At 73.5% G+C, this 23,083-nt stretch carries 19 protein-coding genes and 1 pseudogene; 12 read left to right on the forward strand and 8 right to left on the reverse strand.

Features of this window, described 5'->3' with window-relative positions:
- Position 1 precedes the first annotated feature (1 nt).
- From FH609_RS13965 to FH609_RS13975, 3 genes are all read left to right on the forward strand, one after another.
- Entirely contained in the window at positions 2-865 is an 864-nt protein-coding gene (locus FH609_RS13965; RefSeq protein WP_139669341.1) for a VOC family protein, read from the forward strand.
- A complete protein-coding gene (locus FH609_RS13970; protein ID WP_139669344.1) occupies positions 862-1,821 on the forward strand; it encodes an aldo/keto reductase in 960 nt (319 codons plus the stop codon). The genes FH609_RS13965 and FH609_RS13970 overlap by 4 nt, the downstream gene beginning before the upstream one ends.
- A 133-nt stretch (positions 1,822-1,954) precedes the next feature.
- Entirely contained in the window at positions 1,955-3,364 is a 1,410-nt protein-coding gene (locus tag FH609_RS13975) for a GH1 family beta-glucosidase (RefSeq protein WP_139669346.1), read from the forward strand.
- A gap of 31 nt (positions 3,365-3,395) precedes the next feature.
- Here the strand turns inward: FH609_RS13975 and FH609_RS13980 are convergent, their stop codons facing one another.
- The 3 genes from FH609_RS13980 to FH609_RS13990 all read right to left on the reverse strand — a co-directional run bounded on the left by FH609_RS13980 (position 3,396) and on the right by FH609_RS13990 (position 5,656).
- Positions 3,396-4,355, reverse strand: coding sequence for a LysR family transcriptional regulator (locus FH609_RS13980; protein ID WP_193317957.1), 960 nt, complete (start codon positions 4,353-4,355; stop codon positions 3,396-3,398).
- A gap of 74 nt (positions 4,356-4,429) precedes the next feature.
- Positions 4,430-4,912 carry a 2,4'-dihydroxyacetophenone dioxygenase family protein gene (locus FH609_RS13985; RefSeq protein WP_139669350.1) on the reverse strand — a complete coding sequence of 161 codons (483 nt, stop codon included), beginning with the start codon at positions 4,910-4,912 and terminating at the stop codon, positions 4,430-4,432.
- A gap of 63 nt (positions 4,913-4,975) precedes the next feature.
- Positions 4,976-5,656 (reverse strand): SDR family NAD(P)-dependent oxidoreductase, encoded by a 681-nt coding sequence (locus FH609_RS13990; protein WP_139669352.1) that lies wholly within the window; start codon positions 5,654-5,656, stop codon positions 4,976-4,978.
- Between the two features lie 281 nt (positions 5,657-5,937).
- On the opposite strand from FH609_RS13990, the gene FH609_RS13995 reads away from it, so the two are divergent.
- A complete protein-coding gene (locus tag FH609_RS13995) occupies positions 5,938-6,630 on the forward strand; it encodes an IMP cyclohydrolase (protein WP_226961645.1) in 693 nt (230 codons plus the stop codon).
- Between the two features lie 105 nt (positions 6,631-6,735).
- Entirely contained in the window at positions 6,736-7,242 is a 507-nt protein-coding gene (locus FH609_RS14000; protein WP_139669356.1) for a GNAT family N-acetyltransferase, read from the forward strand.
- Here FH609_RS14000 and FH609_RS14005 read toward each other — a convergent pair.
- Positions 7,233-8,270 carry an ABC transporter permease gene (locus FH609_RS14005; RefSeq protein WP_226961646.1) on the reverse strand — a complete coding sequence of 346 codons (1,038 nt, stop codon included), beginning with the start codon at positions 8,268-8,270 and terminating at the stop codon, positions 7,233-7,235. The genes FH609_RS14000 and FH609_RS14005 overlap by 10 nt on opposite strands.
- 158 nt (positions 8,271-8,428) lie before the next feature.
- Between FH609_RS14005 and FH609_RS14010 the strand changes: the two are divergent.
- Together FH609_RS14010 and FH609_RS14015 are read left to right on the forward strand one after the other, a co-directional pair.
- A pseudogene (locus FH609_RS14010) lies at positions 8,429-9,013 on the forward strand (TetR/AcrR family transcriptional regulator); the annotation flags it as partial.
- Between the two features lie 422 nt (positions 9,014-9,435).
- Positions 9,436-9,921: a hypothetical protein gene (locus FH609_RS14015; RefSeq protein ID WP_139669360.1), complete on the forward strand. Its 486-nt coding sequence runs from the start codon at positions 9,436-9,438 to the stop codon at positions 9,919-9,921.
- A gap of 37 nt (positions 9,922-9,958) precedes the next feature.
- On the opposite strand, the gene FH609_RS14020 is transcribed toward FH609_RS14015, so the two are convergent.
- Complete coding sequence (locus FH609_RS14020; RefSeq protein WP_139669362.1) at positions 9,959-10,762, reverse strand: MerR family transcriptional regulator; 804 nt, start codon at positions 10,760-10,762, stop codon at positions 9,959-9,961.
- A gap of 116 nt (positions 10,763-10,878) precedes the next feature.
- Here FH609_RS14020 and FH609_RS14025 point away from each other — a divergent pair, with 116 nt between their 5' ends.
- From FH609_RS14025 to FH609_RS14035, 3 genes are read left to right on the forward strand one after another with little or no spacing between them, the layout of a single operon-like run.
- Positions 10,879-12,354 (forward strand): flavin-containing monooxygenase, encoded by a 1,476-nt coding sequence (locus FH609_RS14025; RefSeq protein WP_139669364.1) that lies wholly within the window; start codon positions 10,879-10,881, stop codon positions 12,352-12,354.
- A complete protein-coding gene (locus FH609_RS14030) occupies positions 12,347-13,213 on the forward strand; it encodes an alpha/beta fold hydrolase (protein ID WP_139669367.1) in 867 nt (288 codons plus the stop codon). The genes FH609_RS14025 and FH609_RS14030 overlap by 8 nt, the downstream gene beginning before the upstream one ends.
- 23 nt (positions 13,214-13,236) lie before the next feature.
- The gene (locus tag FH609_RS14035) at positions 13,237-14,106 is read left to right on the forward strand and encodes an SDR family oxidoreductase (protein ID WP_139669488.1); all 870 of its coding nucleotides are present in this window, start codon (positions 13,237-13,239) and stop codon (positions 14,104-14,106) included.
- A 104-nt stretch (positions 14,107-14,210) separates the two neighbouring features.
- Here the strand turns inward: FH609_RS14035 and FH609_RS14040 are convergent, their stop codons facing one another.
- Together FH609_RS14040 and FH609_RS14045 are read right to left on the reverse strand one after the other, a co-directional pair.
- Positions 14,211-14,402 (reverse strand): hypothetical protein, encoded by a 192-nt coding sequence (locus FH609_RS14040; protein ID WP_139669369.1) that lies wholly within the window; start codon positions 14,400-14,402, stop codon positions 14,211-14,213.
- A gap of 78 nt (positions 14,403-14,480) precedes the next feature.
- Positions 14,481-18,521, reverse strand: coding sequence for a S41 family peptidase (locus FH609_RS14045; protein WP_405379028.1), 4,041 nt, complete (start codon positions 18,519-18,521; stop codon positions 14,481-14,483).
- A gap of 251 nt (positions 18,522-18,772) precedes the next feature.
- Here FH609_RS14045 and FH609_RS14050 point away from each other — a divergent pair, with 251 nt between their 5' ends.
- Together FH609_RS14050 and FH609_RS14055 are read left to right on the forward strand one after the other, a co-directional pair.
- The gene (locus FH609_RS14050; protein WP_139669373.1) at positions 18,773-21,019 is read left to right on the forward strand and encodes an MMPL family transporter; all 2,247 of its coding nucleotides are present in this window, start codon (positions 18,773-18,775) and stop codon (positions 21,017-21,019) included.
- 298 nt (positions 21,020-21,317) lie between these two features.
- The gene (locus FH609_RS14055) at positions 21,318-22,070 is read left to right on the forward strand and encodes a hypothetical protein (protein ID WP_139669375.1); all 753 of its coding nucleotides are present in this window, start codon (positions 21,318-21,320) and stop codon (positions 22,068-22,070) included.
- Positions 22,071-22,118: 48 nt separating this feature from the next.
- Here FH609_RS14055 and FH609_RS14060 read toward each other — a convergent pair whose 3' ends face one another.
- On the reverse strand, positions 22,119-23,060 hold the full coding sequence (locus tag FH609_RS14060) for a ribose-phosphate diphosphokinase (RefSeq protein ID WP_139669377.1): 942 nt from the start codon (positions 23,058-23,060) through the stop codon (positions 22,119-22,121).
- Between the last annotated feature and the right edge of the window lie 23 nt (positions 23,061-23,083).

Consider the following 23,083-nt stretch of genomic DNA (forward strand, 5'->3'; position numbering starts at 1 on the left):
CATGTCCCACACGTCCGGTTCCCACCCGTCCGGAATGGCCTATGTCGAGATCGGCGTCAGCGACGCCGAGCGTTCCCTCGACTTCTACCGGGGCCTGCTCGGCCTGCGCCCCGCCGAGGCGCCGCCCGAACCGCCCGCGCCCGACGTCCACTGGCTGACCGCCGAGGGCGCCCTGGTCAAGCTGGTGGTCAGGGACCCCGAGGCGGTCCCCGAAGGCCCGCTGGGCGGCTGGGTCGGAGACGATCTCCAGCGCGGGATGCGGCACTTCGGGCTCAAGGTCGGCGACGTGTACCGGCAGGCGGAACGGCTCCGCTCCGCCGACGTCCCCTTCACCGTGGAGCCGGTGCGCGCCGTCGGCGACGTCAACCTGGCCTTCTTCACCGACCCCGACGGGGCGCTGCTGGAGATCATCGACGGCCACCTCACCTACCACGAGGTGACCACGCCCGAACTGGCCGACCGCGAGCGGCGGTTGGCCGAGAACAGGTCCCCGGACGCCGGCCCGGTCTTCGACCATGTCGCCGTCACCTCGGGCGACCTGGACGCCACCCTGGCCTACTACCGCGACGAGCTGGGCTATCCGGTGATCGGCCGGCTGGTGCACGACCAGGACCCGCGTGGCTTCGTCATCGACTATCTCCAGGCGGGCGAGGCGGTGTTGGAGGTCTTCACCTACACCGCAGCCGAGACCGTGCCGGCGCCCGACCCGACCCGCGACCGGCTCGGCCTGCGGGCCGTCGGCCTGGCCGCCGAGACCGGCCGCGCGGTCGACCCGCACGGCGTGCCGCTGCGCTCGGTCTCGCCGGGCCCGGGCGCGGCGCCGGGCCCGGGAGCGCCGGCGGGCTCGGGGGCGGGGGAGCGATGACGGCGGCGACGGAGGCGTTCCCGCCGCGCCGGCTGGGCCGGACCGGGCTGTGGGTGCCGGAGATCTGCTTCGGCGGCGGCGCGTTGGCGAGTATGCCGGCCGCGTTCGGCTACGACGTGCCCGAGGAGCGTGCCCTGGAGACCGTCCGCGCGGTGCTGCGCGGCCCGGTCGGCTTCCTGGACACGGCCGCCGGCTACGGGGACGGCCGCAGCGAACGGATCATCGGCGCCGCGCTGGCCGAGATCGGCGGCCCCCCGCCGGGCTTCGTGCTCTCCACCAAGGTGGACCGCGACCCGGTCACCGGCGACTACTCGGCCGCGCAGGTGCGCCGTTCGCTGGAGGGCAGCCTGGAGCGGCTGGGCCTGGACCGGGTGCAACTCCTCTATCTGCACGATCCGGAGCACATCTCGTTCCAGGACGGGATGGCCCCCGGCGGCCCGGTCGAGGAACTGGTGCGCATCCACGAGGAGGGGCTGGCCCAGCACATCGGCGTCGCCGGCGGCCCGGTCGGGCTGATGGCGCGCTATGTCGCGACCGGCGTCTTCGACGTGCTGCTGACCCACAACCGGTGGACGCTGATCGACCGTTCGGCCGACCAGCTGATCACCGCGGCGCACGCCGCGGGGCTGGCGGTCGTGAACGCGGCCCCGTTCGGCGGCGGGGTGCTCGCCAAGGGCCCCGACCGACACGCCCGTTACGCCTACACCCAGGCCGACGCGGTGGTGCTGGACCGGGTGCGGGAGATCGCGGCGGCCTGCGCGGAGCACGGGGTGCCGCTGCCGGCGGCGGCCATCCAGTTCTCCACCAGGGACCCGAGGATCTCGGCGACGGTGCTGGGCGTCACCCGACCCGAGCGGGTGGCCGAGACCATCGAGCTGAGCCGCTGGTCCATACCAGAGGAGCTGTGGCCTACGCTCGACGCGTTGGCGGCGCCCTCCGACCACTGGCAACACTGAGCGCGCCGCGCCTCGTTGGCCCCCGCCGCGCCGGGAGCCGAGCCAGCGGAACCGACCAGCGGAAACCGAACCAGCGGAACCCAACACCGGAACGACAGAGAACCACCCAGAACGACCCCAGGACTGTCATCTCATGACCTCTTCCCGTCAATCCGCAGCAACCGCCCCCTCCCAGGACCTCTCCCAGGTACGGTTCCCCGAAGGCTTCGTCTGGGGCACCGCCACCGCCAGCTACCAGGTGGAGGGGGCCGTGCACGAGGACGGCCGGGGCCCCTCCATCTGGGACACCTTCGCCCACACCCCGGGCAAGATCCTCGGTGACGACACGGGCGACATCGCCGACGACCACTACCACCGCTACCCCGAGGACATCTCGCTGATGGCCGACCTCGGGATCACCCACTACCGCTTCTCCCTCGCCTGGCCCCGCATCCAGCCCGAGGGCCGGGGCCAACTCAACGCCGCCGGCGTCGACTTCTACAGCCGGCTGGTCGACGGCCTGCTGGAGCGCGGCATCCAGCCCTGGGTCACCCTCTACCACTGGGACCTGCCGCAGCCGCTGGAGGACGCGGGCGGCTGGCCGGCGCGGGACACCGCCGAGCGGTTCGCCGAGTACGCGGCGGCGATCCACGACCGGCTCGGCGACCGGGTGCCGGACTGGACGACGCTCAACGAGCCCTGGTGCTCGGCGTTCCTCGGCTATGCCAGCGGCGTGCACGCCCCGGGGCGCACCGAGGGGCCGGCCGCGCTGCGCGCCGCGCACCACCTGATGCTGGGGCACGGCCTGGCCGCCCGCGCGCTGCGCGAACAGGGCGCGCGCGACGTCGGGATCACCGTCAACCTCTACCCGGTGGACCCGGTCACCGACAGCACCGCCGACCGCGACGCGGCCCGCCGGATCGACGGCCTGATGAACCGGGTCTTCCTGGACCCGCTGCTGCGCGGCTCCTACCCGGACGACCTGCTCGCCGACCTCGCCCCGGTCATGGACTTCGACCATGTGCGGGACGGCGATCTGGCCACCATCAACGCGCCGTTGGACTTCCTCGGCGTCAACTACTACACCCGCCACGTGGTGCGCGCCGGGACCCGCCCGGCCGAGCCGCGCCCGACCAACTGGGTCGGCTCCGAGGACGTCGAGTTCGTCAAGCGTGGCATCCCGGTGACCGCCATGGGCTGGGAGATCGACCCCGACGGGCTCTATGAGACGCTCACCCGGGTCTGGCGGGAGTACGGGCCGCTGCCGCTCTATGTCACGGAGAACGGCGCGGCGTTCGACGACAAGCTGGACGCCGACGGGCGGGTGCGGGACGAGGACCGCCGCTCCTATCTGGAGCAGCACTTCGCCGCCGCCCACCGGGCGTTGACCGAGGGCGTCGACCTGCGCGGCTATTTCGTGTGGAGTCTGCTGGACAACTTCGAGTGGGCCTTCGGCTACAGCAGGCGGTTCGGCCTGGTCCACGTGGACTACGAGACGCAGGCCCGCACCCTGAAGGACTCGGGCCGCTGGTTCGCGGAGATCACCCGCGCCAACGGGCTGTAGTCCACGGGAGGTTCCCTGGCGGGGGGACCCGTCAGGGAAGTTCGTCCCCGCCGGCGCCGTCCGGAAGGCGCGGCGCCGGCAGGGACGTCACCAGGTCGCGGACCAGGCAGACCACGGGGGAGTCCGCGCGGTCGGCGCGCCACCACACCGCGACATGGCGTTGGACCTGGCTGGCGGCCACCGGAACGAGTTCCAGGCCGGCGCAGTTGGCGGTCAGCATGGCCAACGCGTTGGTGACGCCTATGCCGAGCCCGCCGCGCACCAGCGCGGCCAGCGTCTGCGGCTGGTTGGTCTGGAACGCGATGGTGGGGCGGATGCCGGCCTCGGCGAAGGCGAGATTGGTCTCGAACTGGCGCGGCGCCCGTTCCGTCGGTTCCCCGATGGTGACCAGCGGGTGGTGGGCCACCTGCCGCAGCGAGACCGGGCCGGTGCCGGCCAGCGGATGGCCCGACGGTACGACCACGACCAGCGGTTCGCTCCACAGCCAGCGGTTGACCAGCCGGTCGTCGCGCACCAGCGGCAGGACCGGGCGGATGGCCAGGTCGATCTCGCCGGCGATCAGCAGGTCCTCCAGGGAGAGGGTGGGCCCCTCGACCAGCGCGGTGGCGACGCCGGGCGCGGTGCGCCGCAGGCGGCGGACCAGAGTCGGGTAGAGGAACGCGGCGGCGCTCGGGTACATCCCGATCCGCACCTCGCCGCGCACCACCCCGCTCGCCCCGTCCGCCACCTCGGAGAAGACGCCGATCCTGGAGAGGATCTCCTCGGCGTGCGGCAGCAGCGCCCGCCCCTCGGGGGTGAGCGCCACCGGCTGCACCGAGCGGTCGAAGAGGCGGGTGCCCAGCACCTGTTCCAGCTCGCCGATGTGGGAGCTGACCCGGGGCTGGGAGCGGAAGAGCGCCTTGGCCGCGGCGGAGAACCCGCCCTCGCGGGCGACCGCGACAAAGCTCGCGATCCAGTCGAGTCGGTAGTTGTGGGCACCGGAGAGATCCACGCCGCCTCCTGTCCGCCGTGCCGGCCCGGGGTGTCGGGCCGGCCGCGAGGTCCGCCGCCGGAGCCGGGCCGGCCTCAGCGGATGAACTGCTCCACGAAGTCCCGGCCGAGGCCCACGCTTTCGTAGTGGGCGCGGCACATGTCGATCTTGGTGAACGTGTCCTCGTAGCCGATCTGGTGTCCCTCTTCGTCGACATAGACCATTGCGCCCGAAATGTTAAACAGCGTGATCATATAGTCGCAATCCTGGGGGACCGCAAGGGTGTGGATCTCACCGGGAGGCTCATAGACGAAGCTTCCACGTTCGGCGACCCACTCGTGCTCGTAGTAGTGCCAGCGTCCCTCGATCACATACCCGAAGACCGCGCCCGGGTGGCGATGGCGGGAGACGATCCCGGAGGCGGTGACCTTGAGCAGGTTGCACCACTGTCCGGTCACGGTGTTAAACATCAGCGGTCGGAACCAGACGTTGGGCGCCTGGGGCACCCAGACCCGGTCGTCCTCGGGCACGGCCGGGACGGCGATCTCCTCGGGGTAGTCGGCGGAGACGGGGATCATGCGCGTTCCTCTCTGGTCGGTCGGGGGCTCGCGGCGGGCACCGGCCCGCCGGTCGGCGTCGGCTCAGGCGGCCAGATAGCCGCCGTCCACCGGCAGCACGGCCCCGGTGACGAAGCCGGCGTCGGGTCCGGCGAGGAAGGCGACGGCCCCGGCGACGTCGGCGGCCTCGCCCCAACGCCCCATGGGCGTGCGGTCGATGATCCGCTCCGCCGCCCCGGGCCGCTCCTGGAGTTCCTCGGTCAGCCGGGTCCTGATCCAGCCGGGCGCCACGGCGTTGACGCGCACCCCGTCGGCCGCCCAGGCCACGGCGAGCGCCTTGGTCAGCTGGACCACGCCGCCCTTGCTGGCCGAGTAGCCGGGCACCCTGGGCCCGCCGAAGAAGCTCAGCATCGAGGCCACGTTGACCACGCAGCCGCCGGCCGCGACCAGCGCGGGCCGGGCGGCGACGCAGGCGCGCATGGTGCCGGTGAGGTTGACCGCCAGCACCCGCTCGAAGACCTCGGGCCGGTGCTCGTCGTCCCGCTGGAGCACCCCGGCCGCGTTGACCAGGACATCCAGGCGGTCGAACCGGTCGAAGAACGCCGTGACCTGGTCGGGACGCGTGACGTCCAACTCGACCCCGGGGGCACCGGCGTCCAGCCCGGCGACCGTGACCTCGGCTCCCGCCGCCGTGAACCGTTCGGCCACGGCGGCCCCGATGCCGCTGGTACCGCCGACCACGACGACCCGCCGGATGGCTGCCACGTCACCAACCGCCTTCCGCTTCCTCGCACTCCCGGTCAGCGCGCCGGGCTGTGAGCCATGGCACCATGGCGCGCCGGCGGTCCGCCGCCGTCATTCGCCCCCTGAATGGCGGCCATCCCCAGCGGTGATGGACCGCGTGCCGGGACCGGTCCCGGCGACGAACGCGGCGTCGGCGGTCTGCTTGGATGGCGGGGCGTCGCGCCCCCGCGCCGTGCCCAGGAACTGGGCTTATGCGTGGCGAGCAGACGGCATTCGGACAGCACAGAGGCAGAGGAGAACCGGTGAGCGTCGACCCGTTGGGGCAGTTCCTGGCCGACAACCGTTACCCGGGGCGCGGGGTGCTCTGGGCCAGAACGCGGGCCGGCGAGCTGGTCGGCGGCTACTTCCTCACCGGGCGCAGCCCCGCCTCACAGGCCAGGCGACTGCACTTCGAGGACGAGCGACTGATCGTCTCGCCCACCGACGAGACCGCCCACGACCCCCTGCGGCACTATGCGGCGGCCATCGAGGACGAGCGTTGGCTGGTCTTCGGCAACGGCGAGCAGGTCGCCACGGTGGCCGGCCGCCTCGCCGCCGGCGAGCCGCCCGCCGTCGCCCTGGACCGGCTGGAGTACGAGCCGGACCCGCCGATCCTCACCTCCCGGATCACGGTGGTCGCCGACCTGGCGGACCCCGGCACCGCCTGCCTGGGCGCGGCCCGGCGCAGCGCCGGCGCCCGCGCGGCCGGCAGCGTGGTCACCGTCACGGTGCGGGACCTCGCGCCGGGCGATGTGGTGATGATGACCACCTACCGTTCGGACGGCGGCACGGTGCTGCCCGCCGAGCCCTACGCCGAGGCCACCACGGAGGCGGCCGACGCGGCCGGCTTCCTGGACGAGATGTGGCGGGCGCTCACCCCCGAACTGCGCGTCGCCGCCGCCGCGTTCACCCCGGGCCGGCTGACCGGCGCCGCCCTGCGCCACCGGACCGACTGACCGCCGGCCCTCGGGCCGTCCCGACCGCCAGCCCCCGTTCCGGCGGCGCCGGAACGGGGGCCGCACCGGAGCCGCCGGGGCACGGCGTTTCGTACGATGACCGGCATGGACCTGGTCGTGACCCGCTTTGATCACCCCGACGCCCGCAAGCTCAACGACGAGGTGCAGGCGGAGTACGCGGTCCGTTACGACGACGTGGGCGACCTGACCCCGCTGGCGCCGGAGATGTTCGACCCGCCGCACGGCCTCTATCTGCTCGCCTACGACCCGCTGGGCCGCCCCGTCGCCACCGGCGGCTGGCGCTCGCGGGACGCGGCGGGCGACGAGGGCTACCGCGACGGGGACGCCGAGATCAAGCGCATGTTCGTGGTGCCGGAGGCCAGGGGCCTCGGTCTCGCCCGGCGCATCCTGGCCCGGCTGGAGGACGACGCCCGCCGCGCCGGCCGGACCAGGATGGTCCTGGAGACGGGCATCGCCCAGCCGGAGGCGATGAACCTCTACGCCTCCAGCGGTTACACGATGCTGCCGCGCGAGGAGCAGTTCGGCTTCTACCGGCACTCGCCCAGCAGCCGCTGCTACGCCAAGGACCTGCGGGCGGCCGGTCAGCCCTGACCGGCCGCGACCTGGGCCCGTTCCCCGGCATTGCCCTTGTCCTCCGCCGGCCGAGAGCGCCGCCGCCCGCCCCACAGGATCGCGGCGGTCCCCAGGAGCGCCCAGCCGACGAGCACCGCCAGCGGGAGGCCGCCCCCGTTGCCGTCGAAGAACGCCACCGAGCGCAGCAGGCTCGCGCCGGCGCCGGTCGGCAGCCACTGGCCCAACGCGCCCACCGGCTCCGGCAGCATCTCCGGCGCCGAGGTCGCCCCCGACCAGGGGTTGCCCAGCAGCATCAGCAGGACGGCGCCGACCCCGATGCCGGCCTGGCCCAGCAGGGCGGCGAACCCGGCGACGGTGGCGCCGCCGGCCAGCACCAACAGCCCCAGCACGCCGGCCACCTGCCACCAGTCGCCGGCCAGCACCTCAAGCCAGTCGTGGCCGATGACGGTGGCCATGACCCCGGCCAGCGCGGCGGCCCCCACCAGCCCGACCAGCGCCCGGCCGCCGCGCAGCCCGGTCACGGCGATCAGCGCGCCGGTGGCGATCCCGGCGATCACCAGCGGCAGCAGGCTCGTGCCGAAGACCGTGCCCCTGGGGTCGCCGTCCGGCGCCGGCACCACGTCCGTCACCGTCACCGAGGCGCCCTCGGGCGCCTGCGCCTCGGCCACGCCGACCAGCAGCTGGGAGACGCTGGCGCCGCCGGCGCCCGCCGTCAGCACCTGGGGCGGTCCTTCGCCGGAGAAGACGAAGGCGCCGTAGATGTCCCGCTCTTCGATGGCCCGCCGGGCGGCGTCCTCGTCCGGGTACTCCCGCACGTCGAAGGCGTCGCCCTGGGCGGCCAGCCCCTCGACGGCCGGGGCCGTCGCCTGCGCCGGGCCGGCCACGCCGACCGGCAGGTCATGGGGCGAGCTTCGGGCGTTCGGCCAGGTGAAGGCCCACAGCACGAAGCCGATCAGCAGGGGAACGGCGACGATCACGCCGATCAGCGCCCGCGTTGAGGGGGCCGCCGAGGGCGAGGGGGCAGGGGAACGCTGTGGCGTGCTCACGCCGAACCTCCGGGAGTTCGGTCGACGCGCCGGCCGCACCCCCGGAGAAACCGGCGGGGTCGGACGCGTCAAAGAGAAGGATCGTTCGTTTTACCCGCCCACGGTGCGCCTGCCGTCGCCCTCTTGTCAAGAATGAATGTTCGTTCTAGGTTTCCGGCATGGCGCGTGTTTCCCAGGAGTACCTCGCGGCACGGCGGCAGCAGATCCTCGACGGCGCGGCGCGCTGCTTCGCGCGGGACGGCTTCCACGGCACCTCGATGCAGGACGTGCTGCGCGAGACGGGCCTGTCGGCCGGGGCGGTCTACCGCTACTTCCCCAGCAAGGAGGCCATGATCGGCGCGCTGGCCGAGGACGTGCTGGGGGCGGTGCGCGAGGGCTTCCAGGCTCCGGCCGAGTCCGAACACCCGCCGCCGCCGGACGAGTTGCTGATGCGGGGGGTGCGGCGGGTCGGCGAGCGGCTGAACTTCCCGGCGTCGTTGGTGCTCCAGGTCTGGTCGGAGACCCGCCGCAACCCGGAGCTGCGCGCGATATTCAACGACGGATTCAACGCGCTGCTCGCCCTGTGGACCAGGATCGTGGTCGCCTACCAGCGCGACGGCCGGATGCGCGCCGACATCGCGCCCGAGGCGGCGGCGCGTGTGCTGGCCGCCAACGCCCAGGGCTTTCTCCTCCAGCGCGCGCTCTTCGGCGGGGTCGACGCGTCCGTCCTGGGCGAGGGGATGCGCGCGCTGCTGTCCTTCGACGAGACGGCCGGCGCGAGCCGGCGCACGGACGACGACGAGCCGCACGCCGGTGCGGACGGCGCCACCGGGCCGGGGGGCGGCGGCGCGGACGGTGCCGCGGGGCCGGGGTCGGACGGCGGCTGACCGTTTCGGTCACCTGACGCCCACGCTTGCCGCAACTCGCGGTCACGAGTTGGCCATAGACGGCCGCTCTCTGTCCGGTTACTGTCACCCTGCGCACAGCTCCTGGGCGTTGCCCCGCGCCGTGCCGTGCGCGGGGGCGGCCGCTGCGCGGAGGGCGGGGCGAGCATTCCGCGACGCGGAGTCGATCGGTGCCCGCCGAGCATCGGCATCGGCGAACGGGCGGAGGCAGAAGGCAACTTCGTCCCTGCCGAGTTCTGGAGCAGTACAGCGCGTTCCGGTGCGATCGCTGAGGAGCCAACGTGGTCTACCTGCTCGCGCCCCTCGTTGGGGCCACCTGCCTGGTGCTCGCGCTGGGGCTCCTCGCCAGGTGCCTCCGTCGCGGTCGCGAGGCGCGGGGGAACGGGCCCGGGTCCGCCGCGCTGTGGCGGGACCTGGCCGCCGCCCTCCTGGCGATGGCCCTGGCGGGATACGCCCTGGGCGTGCTCCGCACGGCGGACTGGGACGAGTCGCCGTCGCAGACCTGTGCGAGCCAGCGGTACGGGAGCTTCGAGCCGCCCTCCGACGGCCGGGACGCGCCCCGGCTGCGGGGGCGCGAGGTCGACCTGTTCCCGCCCAGCGCCGTCTGCCACTGGTCGGACGGCGCCCGTGACGGGGTGCCGTCCTGGCTCAACCCCACGATTCTCTGCCTCACGGCCGGCGCGCTGGGGGCCGCAGGACCCTGGGCGGTCGCGCGCCGGGCCCACCGGGCCCCGGGCCGCGACGGGCGCTCCCCGGCGGCGCGTTGACGCGCGGGCCCGGCCTGCCGCCGGCCCCCGCGTTCCGTCAGCGTTCCGGCTCGCCCGACGGTCCGCCCGACGGGCCGGCCGGTGGGGTGAGTTCGGCGCGCAGGCGGCGGTCGAGGGCGAGGGAGACCTCGGCGTAGACGGCCTTCTTGGCCAGCGGGCGGAGTCGTTCCAGGGCCGCCGTCAGCCGCTTGATGTCGTCCTCGGTCAGCGGGGCGCCCCGCTCGGCGCGGCCGGCGCCCAGCACCTCGGGCAGCACCTGCCGGCGCAGCACCTCGGTGAACACCTCCGCCAACGCGTCGGCGTGGGCGCGTAGTTCGCGGCCGGCCGCCAGCAGCGTGGCCAGCGGGATGCCCTCCCTGACCAGGGCGGACGAGGCATCCAGCAGGTCGCGGCTGACATGGACCACGGCCTCGCCGTCCGGGCGGAGATAGCCGATGGCCATCGCCTCGGAGACGTTCTCCGGATCGGTCTCGCCCGCGTAGTGGTCCGCCAGCTCGCGCGCGCTCAGCCGGACCTGTTCCTCCTCAGCCCAGGGCAACGGCTCGTTCAGGCCGAGGAGTTGGGCGGTCCTGCCGGCGTCCTGGCCGGAGGCGAAGGCCGCGAGGATCTCGGCGATGCCGCCCAGGGTATGGCCGCGCGCCAGCAGTTCGGAGATGGTCCGCAGCCGCTCCAGGTGCTGGTCGTTGAACCAGGCCACCCGCCCCTCGCGGCGCGGCGGCGGCAGCAGGCGGCGTTCCCGGTAGAAGCGCAGGGTGCGCGGGGTGATGCCGGCCGCCTCGGCCAACTCGCCCGCCCGGTACTCCCTGACCGGCCCGTCCGCCGGTACCCGCCCTGCCGTCACGTCACGCAGTTTAGGCAGTGCACGCCCCCTACCGGCCGGTACCTTTCTGGCCTACCCTCCGAATGTGCCAGTAATCGCTGGCAGCTTTCGAGCGTCTGCCGAACGGGAGGCCACGGATGGAGTCCGTACGCGTCGCGGTGATCGGGGCGGGATTCGGCGGCCTGGGTGCGGCGGTTCGGCTGCGCCGCATGGGCGTCACCGACTTCGTGGTGCTGGAGCGGGCCGGCGCGGTGGGCGGCACCTGGCGGGACAACACCTACCCGGGCTGCGCCTGCGACGTCCCCTCCCACCTCTACTCCTTCTCCTTCGCGCCCAACCCCCGCTGGCCGCGCAGCTTCTCCGGCCAGCCGGAGATCCGCGCCTATCTGGAGTGGGTCGCCGACACCTACGCCCTCCGCCCGCATCTGCGGCTCAACAACGAGGTGACCGGCGCCCGTTGGGACAACGAGGAGCTGTGCTGGTGGGTCGAGACCAACGCCGGCACCTACCGCGCCGAGGTGGTGGTCTCGGCCACCGGGCCGCTCTCCGACCCCCAACTGCCCGACCTGCCCGGCCTGGACGCGTTCCCCGGCCGGGTCTTCCACTCGGCCCGCTGGGACCACGACTACCCGCTGCGCGGCAAACGGGTCGCCGTCGTCGGCACCGGCGCCTCCGCCATCCAGTTCGTTCCCGCCATCGAACGGCAGGTCAACGAGCTGACCGTCTTCCAGCGGACCCCGCCCTGGCTGCTGCCCCGGATGGACCGCCCCACCAGCGCCGCCGAGCGCTGGCTCCACGAGAGACTGCCCGCCACCGGGGCGCTGCGCCGGCAACTGCTCTGGGGCATCAGGGAGTTGCAGGTGGACGCGTTCGCCAGGCACCCGGCCGGGATGCGGGTGGTGGAACGGCTGGCCCGGCTCCACCTGCGGCGCTCCGTGCCGGACCCGGCGCTGCGCCGCCGGCTGACGCCGGACTACCGGATCGGCTGCAAGCGCATCCTGCTCTCCAACGACTGGTATCCCACCCTCACCAAGCCACATGTCCGCCTCGTCGACTCCGGGCTGCGCGAGGTGCGCGGCACCACCCTGATCGCGCGCGACGGGCGGAGCGTCGAGGCGGACGCCATCATCCTGGGCACCGGATTCCAGGTCACCGACCTGCCGATCGCCCACCGGATCAAGGGCGTCGACGGCACCACCCTCGCCGAGGAGTGGCGCGGCGGGATGGCCGCCCTGCGCGGCACCACCGCCGCCGGCTTCCCCAACTTCCTCACCGTGATCGGCCCCAACACCGGCCTCGGGAACTCCTCGATGATCCTCATCATCGAGGCCCAACTCGCCTATCTCCAGGACTTCCTGACCCGGCTCGACACCCTCGCCGAACGCGGCCACCGGCGCGCCGCGCTCGTCCCGCGCCGCTCCGCCGTCGACGCCTGGAACGAACGGCTCCAACGCCGGCTCGCCCGCTCCGTCTGGAACACCGGCGGCTGCGACAGCTGGTACCTGGACGCCGCCGGCCGGAACACCACCATCTGGCCCGGCACCACGAGCGAGTTCCGCCGGGTCACCGACCATGTCGAACTCGCCGAATACGAGGTGATGCGCCATGGCTGACACCGCCCGACGTCTCACCGTCACCTCCACCGGGGGCGCCCGGCTCGCCACCGAGATCGACGGCCCGGAGGACGGCCCCGCCGTGGTGCTCGTGCACGGCTGGACCTGCAACACGACCTTCTGGCGGCCGGTCACCCGCCGCCTGATCGACGCCGGCCATCTGGTCGTCGTCTACGACCAGCGCGGCCACGGCAACACCCCGCCCACGCCCGGCAGTTGCTCGGTCGAGGCGCTCGCCGACGACCTGTGCGCGGTGCTGGCCGCCACCCTCGGCGACGGCCAACGCGCCGTCGTCGGCGGCCACTCCATGGGCGCCATGACCGTGGTCGCCGCCGCCACCCGCTCCGAGCTGCGGCAACGCGCCGCCGCCGCGCTGCTGTGCAGCACCGGCACCGACCGGCTCACCGGCGAGTCCACCGTGCTGCCGCTGCGCCCGGGCGCCTGGCGGCGACGCGGCCAACGCGCGTTCCTGCGCACCCGGTTGCCCTACGGCCCGCTCACCCCGCTCTCCCGGCGGATCATCCACCACATCACGCTGGGGCCCGGCGCCAGCCCCGGCCAGGTGGAGGCCGTCGCCCGGATGGTGAACGCCTGCCCGCGCCGGGCCCGCGCCGAGTGGGGCGCCGTGCTGGCCGACCTCGACCTCGCCGACCGGGTTCCCCGACTCGACCTGCCGGTCGCCGTGGTGCAGGGCACCGCCGACCGCCTCACCCCGCCCGTCCACGCGCACCGCATCCACGGCCGGCTGCCGCGCCCCGCCGGCCTCACCGAACTGCCGGGCATAGGCCACATGACCCCGGTCGAGGCCGCCGACACCGTGGCCGAGACGCTCACCGCGCTGGCGAAGGAGCACCTGTGAACGGGTTTCCGCTGACCAGAACCCTGCGCGGCCGGCGCCCCCTCGCCGGGCAGGTGGTGGTGATCACCGGCGCCGCCCGGGGCATCGGCGCCGAACTGGCGGACCTGCTCTCCGGGCGCGGCGCCCGCCTCGCCCTCGTCGGCCTGGAACCGGACCAACTGGCGCGCGTCGCCCGGGACCTGCCCGGCGAGGCCGCGCACTGGGCCGCCGACGTCACCGACGCCGACGCGATGCGCCGGGTCGCCGACGCGGTGCGCGCCCGCTTCGGCCGCGTCGACACCGTGGTCGCCAACGCGGGCGTGGCGACCGGCGGGCTCTTCGCCGAGAGCGACGAGGCCGTCTGGCGCCGGGTGATCGAGGTCAACCTCCTCGGCTCGGCCGCCACCTGCCGCGCCTTCCTGCCCACGCTGCGCTCCAGCGCCGGCTACTACCTCCAGATCGCCTCGTTCGCCGCCCTCACCCCGGCGCCGCTGATGACGGCCTACTGTGCCTCCAAGTCCGGAGTCGAGGCCTTCGCGCACAGCCTGCGCGCCGAGGTCGCCGGCGACGGGGTGCGGGTCGGCGTCGGCTACCTCAGCTGGACCGACACCGACATGGTGCGCGGTGCCGACGAGGACCAGCAACTCGCCGCCATGCGCCGGCGGTTGCCGTGGCCGGCCAACCGCACCTATCCGCTGGCACCCGCCGTCGCCCGGCTCGCCGCCGGCATCGAGCGGCGCGCCACCCATGTCTACGCCCAGCGCTGGCTGCGCTCCGCCGTGCCGGTGCGCGGCGCGCTGCCGGCGGTGGTCGGCGGCCGGCTCGCCCAACGCCGGCTGCGCGCGCTGGGCCCGGGCGCCGGCCACCGGGGCCTGGTCGGCCCCGGCGGGCGCGCCGCCGGCCCGGCCAGGTAGGACGGCGCGGCGCCCCGGACGGCCCGAGGGGGGCGGTCCGGGGCGCCGCGCGCGGCCGAGCGCGGGCGGGGCCCGCGCTCAGCGCGGATGACGAGCGGGTGCGCTCAGCGGTCGTCCTCGCCGCGCTGCTTGGCCCGGTCGGCCGCCTTCTGGGCCGCGTCCCTGCCCTTGTCCATCAGGCCGCCGCCCTCCTTGTCGTCCTTGCGGTCCTTGGACTGCTCCTTGTTCCCCATGGCGTCCTTGGCGCGCTCCTGGAGTTCGTGGGCCTTGTCCTTGAACTGGTCCGAGATGCCCATGTGCTGCCACTCCTCGCAGAGAAGACGGATTGGCGTGTAACGGGAGCAGACGGACATAACCGTCGTCCCCGTCCAGCGTCACACGGACCCGTCCTCCTCGCACTCCCGGGGCGGGGCCGCCGTCCTCGGCGGCAGCGGCGGCCGGCTGCGGTCGGGAATCCGCTGGTAGCCGGGCGGCTTCGCGGCCGGATGGCGTTCCAGCAGGTCAACGGCGACCCGCACCGCCGTGTCCAGCATCACCGAGCGGCCCTCGGCCCAGTCCAGCGGCGTCCGCAGCGCCTCGATGTCCGGGGTCACCCCGTGGTTCTCCACATCCCAGCCGTAGGCGTCGAACCACGCGGCGTTCATCGGCACCGTGATCTCCGTGCCGTCCCCCAGCCGGTGCTCTCCGGTGATTCCGACGACCCCGCCCCAGGTCCGCGACCCGACCACCGGTCCGATCCCCAGCAGCCGGAAGGCAGCCGTGATCATGTCGCCGTCCGAGGAGGTCGCCTCGTCGGCGATGGCCACCACGGGGCCACGCGGCGCGTTGGACGTGTAGGAGACCGGCTGCGCGTTCCGCGTCAGGTCCCAGCCCAGGATGGTGCGGCTGAGCTTCTCCACGACCAGCTCGCTGATGTGCCCGCCCGCGTTCCCCCGGACGTCCACGATCAGCGCCTCCCGGTCGAACTCCCGGCGCAGGTCCCGGTTGAACTGCGCCCAACCCGAGCCACCCATGTCCGGGATATGCACATAGCCGCAGCGGCCGCCGCTCAACTCCCTTACCAGCTCCCTTCGTCGAGCCACCCAGTCCTGGTACCGCAGCTGCCGGTCGTCGACCAGCGGCACCACGGCCACCCTCCGCTGCCGGCCCGACTCGTCCGCGAACGTCAGCTCCACGCTGGTGCCGCCCGTGCCGGCCAGCAACGGCCAGGGCCCGGCCGCCGGATCGACCGGCCGCCCACCGACATGGGTGAGCACCGCGCCCTCCCGCACCCCCGTGCCGGCCAACGGGGAGCGGGCCTTCGAATCCGAGGAGTCCCCCGGCAGAACCCGCGACAACTGCCAGCCCGATCCGTCCTTCGTGCGGCAGAAGTTGGCACCCAACAGCCCCTGCGGCCGCTGGTAGTGCCAAGGCCCCTCATTAAACCTGCCGGCACTGACATAGGCGTGCGAGGTGCCCAGCTCGCCCATCGTCTCCGTCAGCAGATCCGCGAACTCGTCCGGGCTGGCCACCCGTTCCACCAGCGGCCGGTACTGGTCGAGCACCGCCGACCAGTCGATGCCGCACATCCCCGGGTCCCAGAAGTAGTCCCGCACCAGCCGGCCCGCCTCGTCGAACGACTGCCGCCACTCGGCCGCCGGATCGGCGACATGAACGATCCGCCGCAGGTCGATCCGCACCGCCGCGTCGCTGTCCGTGGCGTCCGTCGCCGAGACCACCGACAGGTCCTGGTCCTCGCTGACCACCAGCCGCGTCCCGTCCCCGCTGGGCACGAACCAGTCGACCTCGGAGGCGAGTTCGCTCCGCTTCGCCTTCGCCAGGTCGAAGTGCTCCAGCGTCGGCTTGCCCGAGGTGTCGTCCGGGTTGAGGAACGTCTCCCCGAGCGCCCCCGAGATCGGCCACCGCAGCCACACCAGCCCGCCGCCGCTGACCGGATACAGCGAGGAGTACTTCGAGGCCGCCACCGGGAACGGCGTCACGCGGCTGCCCAGCCCCTCGGCCTCCACGGTGACCCGGCCCTCGGTCTCGGAGTCGCCCTCACCGCCCGCCTCGTCCGGGTCCAACCCGCCGGCCGCCGGCCGCCCCTCCGGGGTGATCGCGAACGGCGACCTGGTCGCCGAGGACAGCGGCACGAGATAGGGGCGGCAGCCCAGCGGGAACGAGAGGCCGCCGGTGTGCACGTCATAGACCGGGTCGAAGCCGCGCCAGGACAGGAACGCGAGAAACCGCCCGTCGGACGTGAACACCGGCTCCTCGTCCTCGAACCTGCCGTCCGTGACCTCCAGCACGGTCGGCGTCTCACCGCTCAGCTCCGCGATCCGGATCTGGCTCAACGACCGCCCGATCCCGGGGTGCGCCCAGGCCAGCCAGCGGGAGTCGGGCGAGAACGCGAGGTCCCGGACCGGGCCGTTGACCGACCGCGCGATCTCGGTGACCCGGGGGAGCGGGGCGGCGGCCTGGGCAGACGCCTGGGCGGCGGCATCGGCGTCCCCGGGGTCGTCGGTGCCGGCGGTAGTCGTTTCGGCGGGTTCGCCGGGGGTGGATGTTTCGGCGGGTTCGCCGGTGCCGGGCCCTGCGGGCCCGTCGACCGGCTTCTCCGCGACGGTCTCCTGTCGCGCGTCGGCCTCCTCCTTGACCTCGGCGGCGTCGGCGGCCTGGTCGGACGCGGTGCGAACGCCGCCGGCGGAGCCGGCCGAGGCGCCGGCCTCGGCGGCCGGCCGGCCCCCGATCTCGCCGCTGGCGCCCACGTCCGGACCGGAGCCGCTCTTCCCGGCTGCGCCGGCCGCGCCGGCGGACCGGGCCCCGCCCTCGCCGGGGGCGCCCGCGTTTCCGCCAGCCGGCCGAGCGACGCTCCCGCCGATGGCGTCCTTGCCTCCGCCGGAGGCACCTTCGCTCACGCGGGCCGTGGCGCCCGCGCCGCCGGCGGACCGGGCCCTTGTCCGGCTGCGGTTGGCGTCCGTCTCCCCGCCGGAGGCGCCACCCCCGCCGGAGCCGGCTGCGACGCCCGCCTCGCCGGCGGCCTCGGCCACCTCCCCGCCGTTGGCGCTCCCGTCCCCGCCGGAGGCTTCCCCGCCGGAGGCGTCACCCCCGGCGGAGCCGGCTGCGACGCCCGCCTCGCCGACGGCCTCGGCCACCTCCCCGCCGTTGGCGTCCGCGTCCCCGCCGGAGGCGGCTTCGCTGTCCGGTAGGCGGACCAGGAGCAGGCGGCCGTCGTGGGTGGCGACCGCCACCCCCGTTCCGTCGGGGGTCGCGACCAGCTCGCGGACGCGGCCCAGCGGGCCGGTGGCCAGCCGCACCGGCTCGCGGCCGCCGCTGACCCGGGGCAGGTGCGCGATCTCTATGGCGTCCTCGCCCTCCGCGTCCGTGATGTACGCGATGCGCCCCGAGTCGCCCAGGATCTCAGGCAGCCGCACCCGCACCCCCGCCGCCTCCGCGAGCGCGCGGGCCGGGCCATCCCGGTGGGTGAGCCAGTACAGGCCGCCCCGCACACAGATCGCGCTCGCCCGCCCCGTGGTGTCCACCGTGAGCGAGTCCACATGGGCGGCCGTGTGGACCTGGTATGGGCGGCGGCCCGTGCGCGGTCCGCCCAGCCGCAGCGGGAGGCGGCGCGGCACGGAGCCGGGGCCCAGGTCGTCGAGCAGCCACAGTTCCCCGGCGCACTGGTAGACGACCCGGTGGCCGTCCGTCGAGGCGTGGCGGGCGTAGAACGCGTCGTGGTCGGTGTGCCGCCACAGCTGGCTGCCGTCGGGCCGGCAGGAGTAGACGTTGCCCACCCCCTCGTGGTCGGAGAGAAACGCGATCCGGTCACCGACAAACATCGGACTGTTCAACTGCCCGCCAAGATCGGCCAGTAGCCGTTCCCCGTGCAGCCAGAGCCGGCCCATCCCGCCGCCCCGGTAGCGCTTCCAGTCCGCCGGGTCGTGGGAGGCGGAGCCGGTCAGCAGCAGCGTGCGGCGGTCCGCGCCGTGGCCCCGGACGGCGATGTCGGAGACGGGTCCCCAGGGCAGCTGCTCGCCGGGGCCGCCGGCCGTCGGCACGGTGTAGGCGCGGGCGAAGTGGGAGAACGGCTGCTCATGGGAGCCGATCGCCAGGACCCGGCTCTCGCCCGAGGCGTCCGGCGGCGTCCAGCCGCGCACCCTCGTGTCGTAGGAGGCCCAGTGGGTCAGCTGCCGCACCGGCCCCCCGTCGACCGGGGCGAGGTGGATCTCGGGGTCGAGCGTGCGCCAGCTGGTGAAGGCGATGTGACGTCCGTCAGGCGAGAACCGTGGCGGGCCGAGCCTTGTACGATCGACGGTGAGTCGCCAGGCCCGGTCCTTCACCGTGTGGCCTGGGCCTGCGGCCGGCAACGGAGCCAGCCACAGATCGTCTTCGGCGACAAAGCACAACAGGTCACCGTGGAGATGCGGAAATCTCAGATACCCGTCGGGACTCGGAGCGGTGGTCTCCGGTCGCGGGTGCGGCGGTGCGTCAGATGAGTTCGGTTCGTCGCTCACGGTTCCATGCTTCGCGTCACGGAAAGCAGCGGCAAGTCACAAAGCGGTACGCAAAGTGATTCGCATCACAAGCGCCCGGTGGACTCATCCCTCAGAGCCTGTGCGGCGTCTCGTGACATGAGCTGACTCATCTGCTATTCGACCCACGACACCCGGACAGGAGAACCTGCCCCGTGGCTACGTTCTTGTACAAACTCGGACGCCTGTGCTTCCGGCGCCGCTGGTGGGTGGCGCTGCTGTGGCTTGCGCTCCTCTTCGGCGTCGGTGGCGCCGCCGCCTCGGCGGGAGCCCCGCCGGACGACGACTTCGCCCTGCCCGGCACGGAGGCCCAGGAGGCCTTCGACGTCATGGAGCAGGAGTTCCCGCAGGCCAACGCCGAGAACATGGAGTCCCGCGTCGTCTTCCAGGCGCCGGACCAGCAGTCCCTCGCGGAGAGCCCGGAGTACCGGGCCGCCATCGACGACGTGCGCGCCCAGCTGGAGCAGGGCGACCTGGTCGAGTCCGTCACCGACCCCTTCGAGGCCGGCACGGTCAACGAGACCGAGGACACCGCGTATCTGAGCGTGTCCTACGACGGGACCTGGTCCGACATCACGCCCGAGATGCACGAGCAGTTGCTCGACGCGATGGAGACCGGCCGTGACGCCGGGCTCACCGTCGAGGCCGACGGCGAGGTCGCCATGGGCGAGATGGAGATGGGCGGCGGTGAGGTCATCGGCATCGTCGTGGCCGCCATCGTGCTCGTCATCACCTTCGGCTCGCTGGTCGCCGCCGGGCTGCCGCTGCTGACCGCGCTGATCGGCGTGGGCGTCGCGATGACCGGTATCACCGCGCTGAGCAGCACGCTCGGCCTGTCGGAGACCACCGGCATCCTGGCCATGATGATCGGGCTTGCGGTCGGCATCGACTACGCCCTGTTCATCGCCTCCCGCTACCGAGCCGAGCTGGTGGAGGGCCACAGCCGCGAGGAGGCGGCCGCGCGTGCCGTGGGCACCGCCGGCTCCGCCGTGGTCTTCGCCGGCCTGACGGTGATCATCGCGCTGGCCGGCCTGGCCATCGTCAACGTCCCGCTGCTCACCAAGATGGGCGCCGCCGCCGCCGGCGCGGTGGCCGTCGCGGTGATCCTGGCGCTGACCCTGGTGCCGGCCGCGCTGGGCATCGTCGGCAAGCGGATCTTCGGCCGCCGGCTGCGCAAGCAGAACCCGGAGACCGGCGTGCCCGTCTCGCTGAACAAGCCGGGCCGGGAGAACGGCGGCACCCGCTGGGCCCGCGCCGTGCTGCGGCGCCCCGGGCTGGTGCTCGCCGCCGCCGTGGTGGGCCTGGGCGTGTTGGCCATCCCGGTGGCCAGCATGGAGCAGGGCCTGCCGGACAACGGCACCCAGCCCGAGGACACCACGCTGCGCAAGTCCTACGACCTGCTGAGCGAGGGCTTCGGCCCCGGCTTCAACGGGCCGCTGATGATGGTCATAGACGGCACCGGCGGTGCCGACGCCGAGCAGGTGGCCGGGCAGGTCTCCGAACGGCTCGCCGGGATGGACGAGATCATCACCACCACGCCGCCGAGCGTCAGCCCGGAGGGCACCGTGGCCACGGTGATGGCGTTCCCGACCACGGGCCCGTCGGACCACGACACCACCGTGCTGGTGGAGCACATCAGGGACGACATCGCGCCCGAGATCGAGGCGGAGACGGGCGCCAACGTGCTGGTCTCCGGCGCCACCGCCGCCAACATCGACTTCTCCAACGTGATGTCGGACGCGCTGGTGCCCTATCTGACCCTGGTGGTCGGCCTGGCGTTCGTCCTGCTGGTCCTGGTGTTCCGCTCGCTGCTGGTGCCGCTCAAGGCGGCCCTCGGCTTCCTGCTCTCGGTGCTGGCCGCGCTGGGCGCCGTGGTGGCGGTCTTCCAGTGGGGTTGGGCGGCCGACCTGGTCGGGGTCGAGGAGACCGGCCCGATCATGAGCATGATGCCGATCTTCATGGTGGGCGTGATCTTCGGTCTGGCCATGGACTACGAGGTGTTCCTGGTCACCCGGATGCGGGAGGCCTACGTCCACGGCGAGGACGCGCGTCAGGCCGTGGTCACCGGGTTCAACCTCAACGCCCGGGTGGTCACCGCGGCCGCGGCCATCATGATCAGCGTGTTCGCCGGCTTCGCCATCACGGGCGAGGACGCCATGATCAAGATGATGGGCCTCGGCCTGGCGGCCGCCGTGCTGCTGGACGCCTTCGTGGTCCGGATGACGATCGTGCCCGCCCTGCTGGGCCTGATCGGCGACCGCGCCTGGTGGCTGCCGCGCTGGCTCGACCGGCTGCTGCCCAACGTGGACGTGGAGGGAGAGTCCCTGGAGCGCTATCTGGAGGCCAACGGCAAGGGGCGCGCCACCCTGAGCAAGGAGCGCGAGCCCGCCGGGGTCAGCTGAGTGAAGCGGCCGGCAACGGCCGTCGCGTAACCCGGCTTTCGAGCCGCGACCGGGTGTCCTGAAGGGGCCCGGCGCGGGGACACCGTTCCCCGCGCCGGGCCCCTTTCGCGTCGGCCCGGACGGACGAAGGGCGGCGTGGCGCCCCAACTGGCCCGGTTTCGCCCGTGATTCTTTCCCGGTGGCCTGACGTCGACTAGGATGCGACGCCTTGCACAAAGTGGCCATATCGATAAATCGGGAGGCAACGGTGCGACCGAACTCGCCCCGGCGACCGGGATCGTCGGCGCTGTTGCCGTGGTTGGCGAGCATCGTGCTGGCGGTGCTGACGCTCTCGCTGGCGACCGCGCCCGGCGCCGCCGCCCGGCAGGCGAGCGACGCGTGTGTGCCCGAGGTGGCGCCGGACACCCGGCAGGGCACGCAGCGGCTGCTCTCCATGATCGAGGAGTGGCGGGCGGAGGGCAGCCCGGAGCCGGAGATCGACCGGCGGCTCGCCGAGGTCGCCTGCCTCACCCCGGCCGGCGACCGGGGCGCCAGCACGGAGATTCCGCCCGCCGACGGGCTCACCGTCACGTCCCCGAACATCTACACCATCGGCGAGGTGAACGGCCGCGACCGCTGGATCGCGTTCACCGAGTGGCGCTGGAACACCATCCCCGGCTACCCGATGACCGGCAACCAGGCCGTGTCCACCTGGTTCAGCGCCCAGGTCAGCCCGGTGCTCCAGGTCGTCCACCACGCCGGCGCCACCGACGCGTTCCCCAACGTCAGCCGGGAGGACGCCGCCGACGTGAACGCCAACGGCGTGGGCTTCCTGATCCGCCCGGAGCGGAACGCCAACGACATGAACGTCGCCACCGGCAGCCTCGCCCTGGTCTTCGAGACCGGCGCCTGCACCGACCTCACCGCGCGCAGCGCGTTCGCGCACACCTGGAACAACACCGGCATCAACGGGCTGAGCGTCGCCGCCACCGGCGTCACCCACGACTGGACCAACCAGATCGACCGCGCGCTGACCGTCAGTCAGCCGACCCAGATCACCGTCTGCCCGTAACGAACGCCCGCCGCGCGGCAGAAGGCGGCTACCGATGACCGACTACGGTCACCGGTCGAAGAGCGCGCTCACCGACTCGCCGTTGTGGATGCGGCGCATCGCCTCGGCCAGCGCCGGCGCGATGGAGAGCACCCGCAGCTTGTCGGTGCGCTCGCCCTCCGGTATCGGCACGGTGTTGGTGCAGACGATTTCCAGCACGTCCGGCTCGGCGGACAGCCGCCCCAGCGCGCCCTGCGAGAACAGCCCGTGGGTGCACGCGATCCGGACGCTGCCGGCCTGCAACTCGCGGAGCTTGCCCAGCAGTTCGACCACGGTGCTGCCCTTGGCGATCTCGTCGTCCAGCACGATCACATCGCGCCCGGCGACCTCGCCGATCACCGAGCTGATGGTCACCCGGTCGTCGCTGAACCGCTGCTTGGCGCCGGCGGCCACCGGCACGCCCAGCATCCGCGCGAACGCCGCCGCCTCCTTGGCGTTCCCCAGGTCGGGCGAGACCACCACCGCGTTGCCAAGGTCCTGGCCCCGGAAGTGCGCGGCCAGCTCCCGCAGCGCGTGCAGATGGTCGACGGGCACGCTGAAGAAGCCGTGCACCTGCGGCGAGTGCAGGGTCATCGCCAGCACCCTGCTGGCCCCCGCCGTCACCATCAGGTCGGCGATCAGCCGGCCGCCGATGGAGATCCGGGGCGCGTCCTTCTTGTCCGAACGGGCGTAGGCGTAGTGCGGCAGCACCACCGTGGTGCGCGCCGCCGAGGCGCCCCGCGCCGCGTCCAGCATCAGCAGCAGCTCGACCAGGTTCTCCTGGACGGGCCTGACCAGCGGCTGGACCAGAAAGACGTCCCGCTCCCGGCAGTTGGCCGCCAGCTGCACCTCCAGGCAGTCGTTGGCGAACCGCGACACCCTGGTCGGCAGCAGGGGCACGCCGAGCTGCGCGCACACCTCCCGGGCCAACTCCGGGTGCGCGCTGCCGCTGAAGACCGCTATCTCCCGCACATGATCACCCGCAAGGCACCCTC

The sequence above is a fragment of the Streptomyces sp. 3MP-14 genome, from assembly GCF_006334905.2.
GTDB lineage: Bacteria > Actinomycetota > Actinomycetes > Streptomycetales > Streptomycetaceae > Streptomyces > Streptomyces triticirhizae.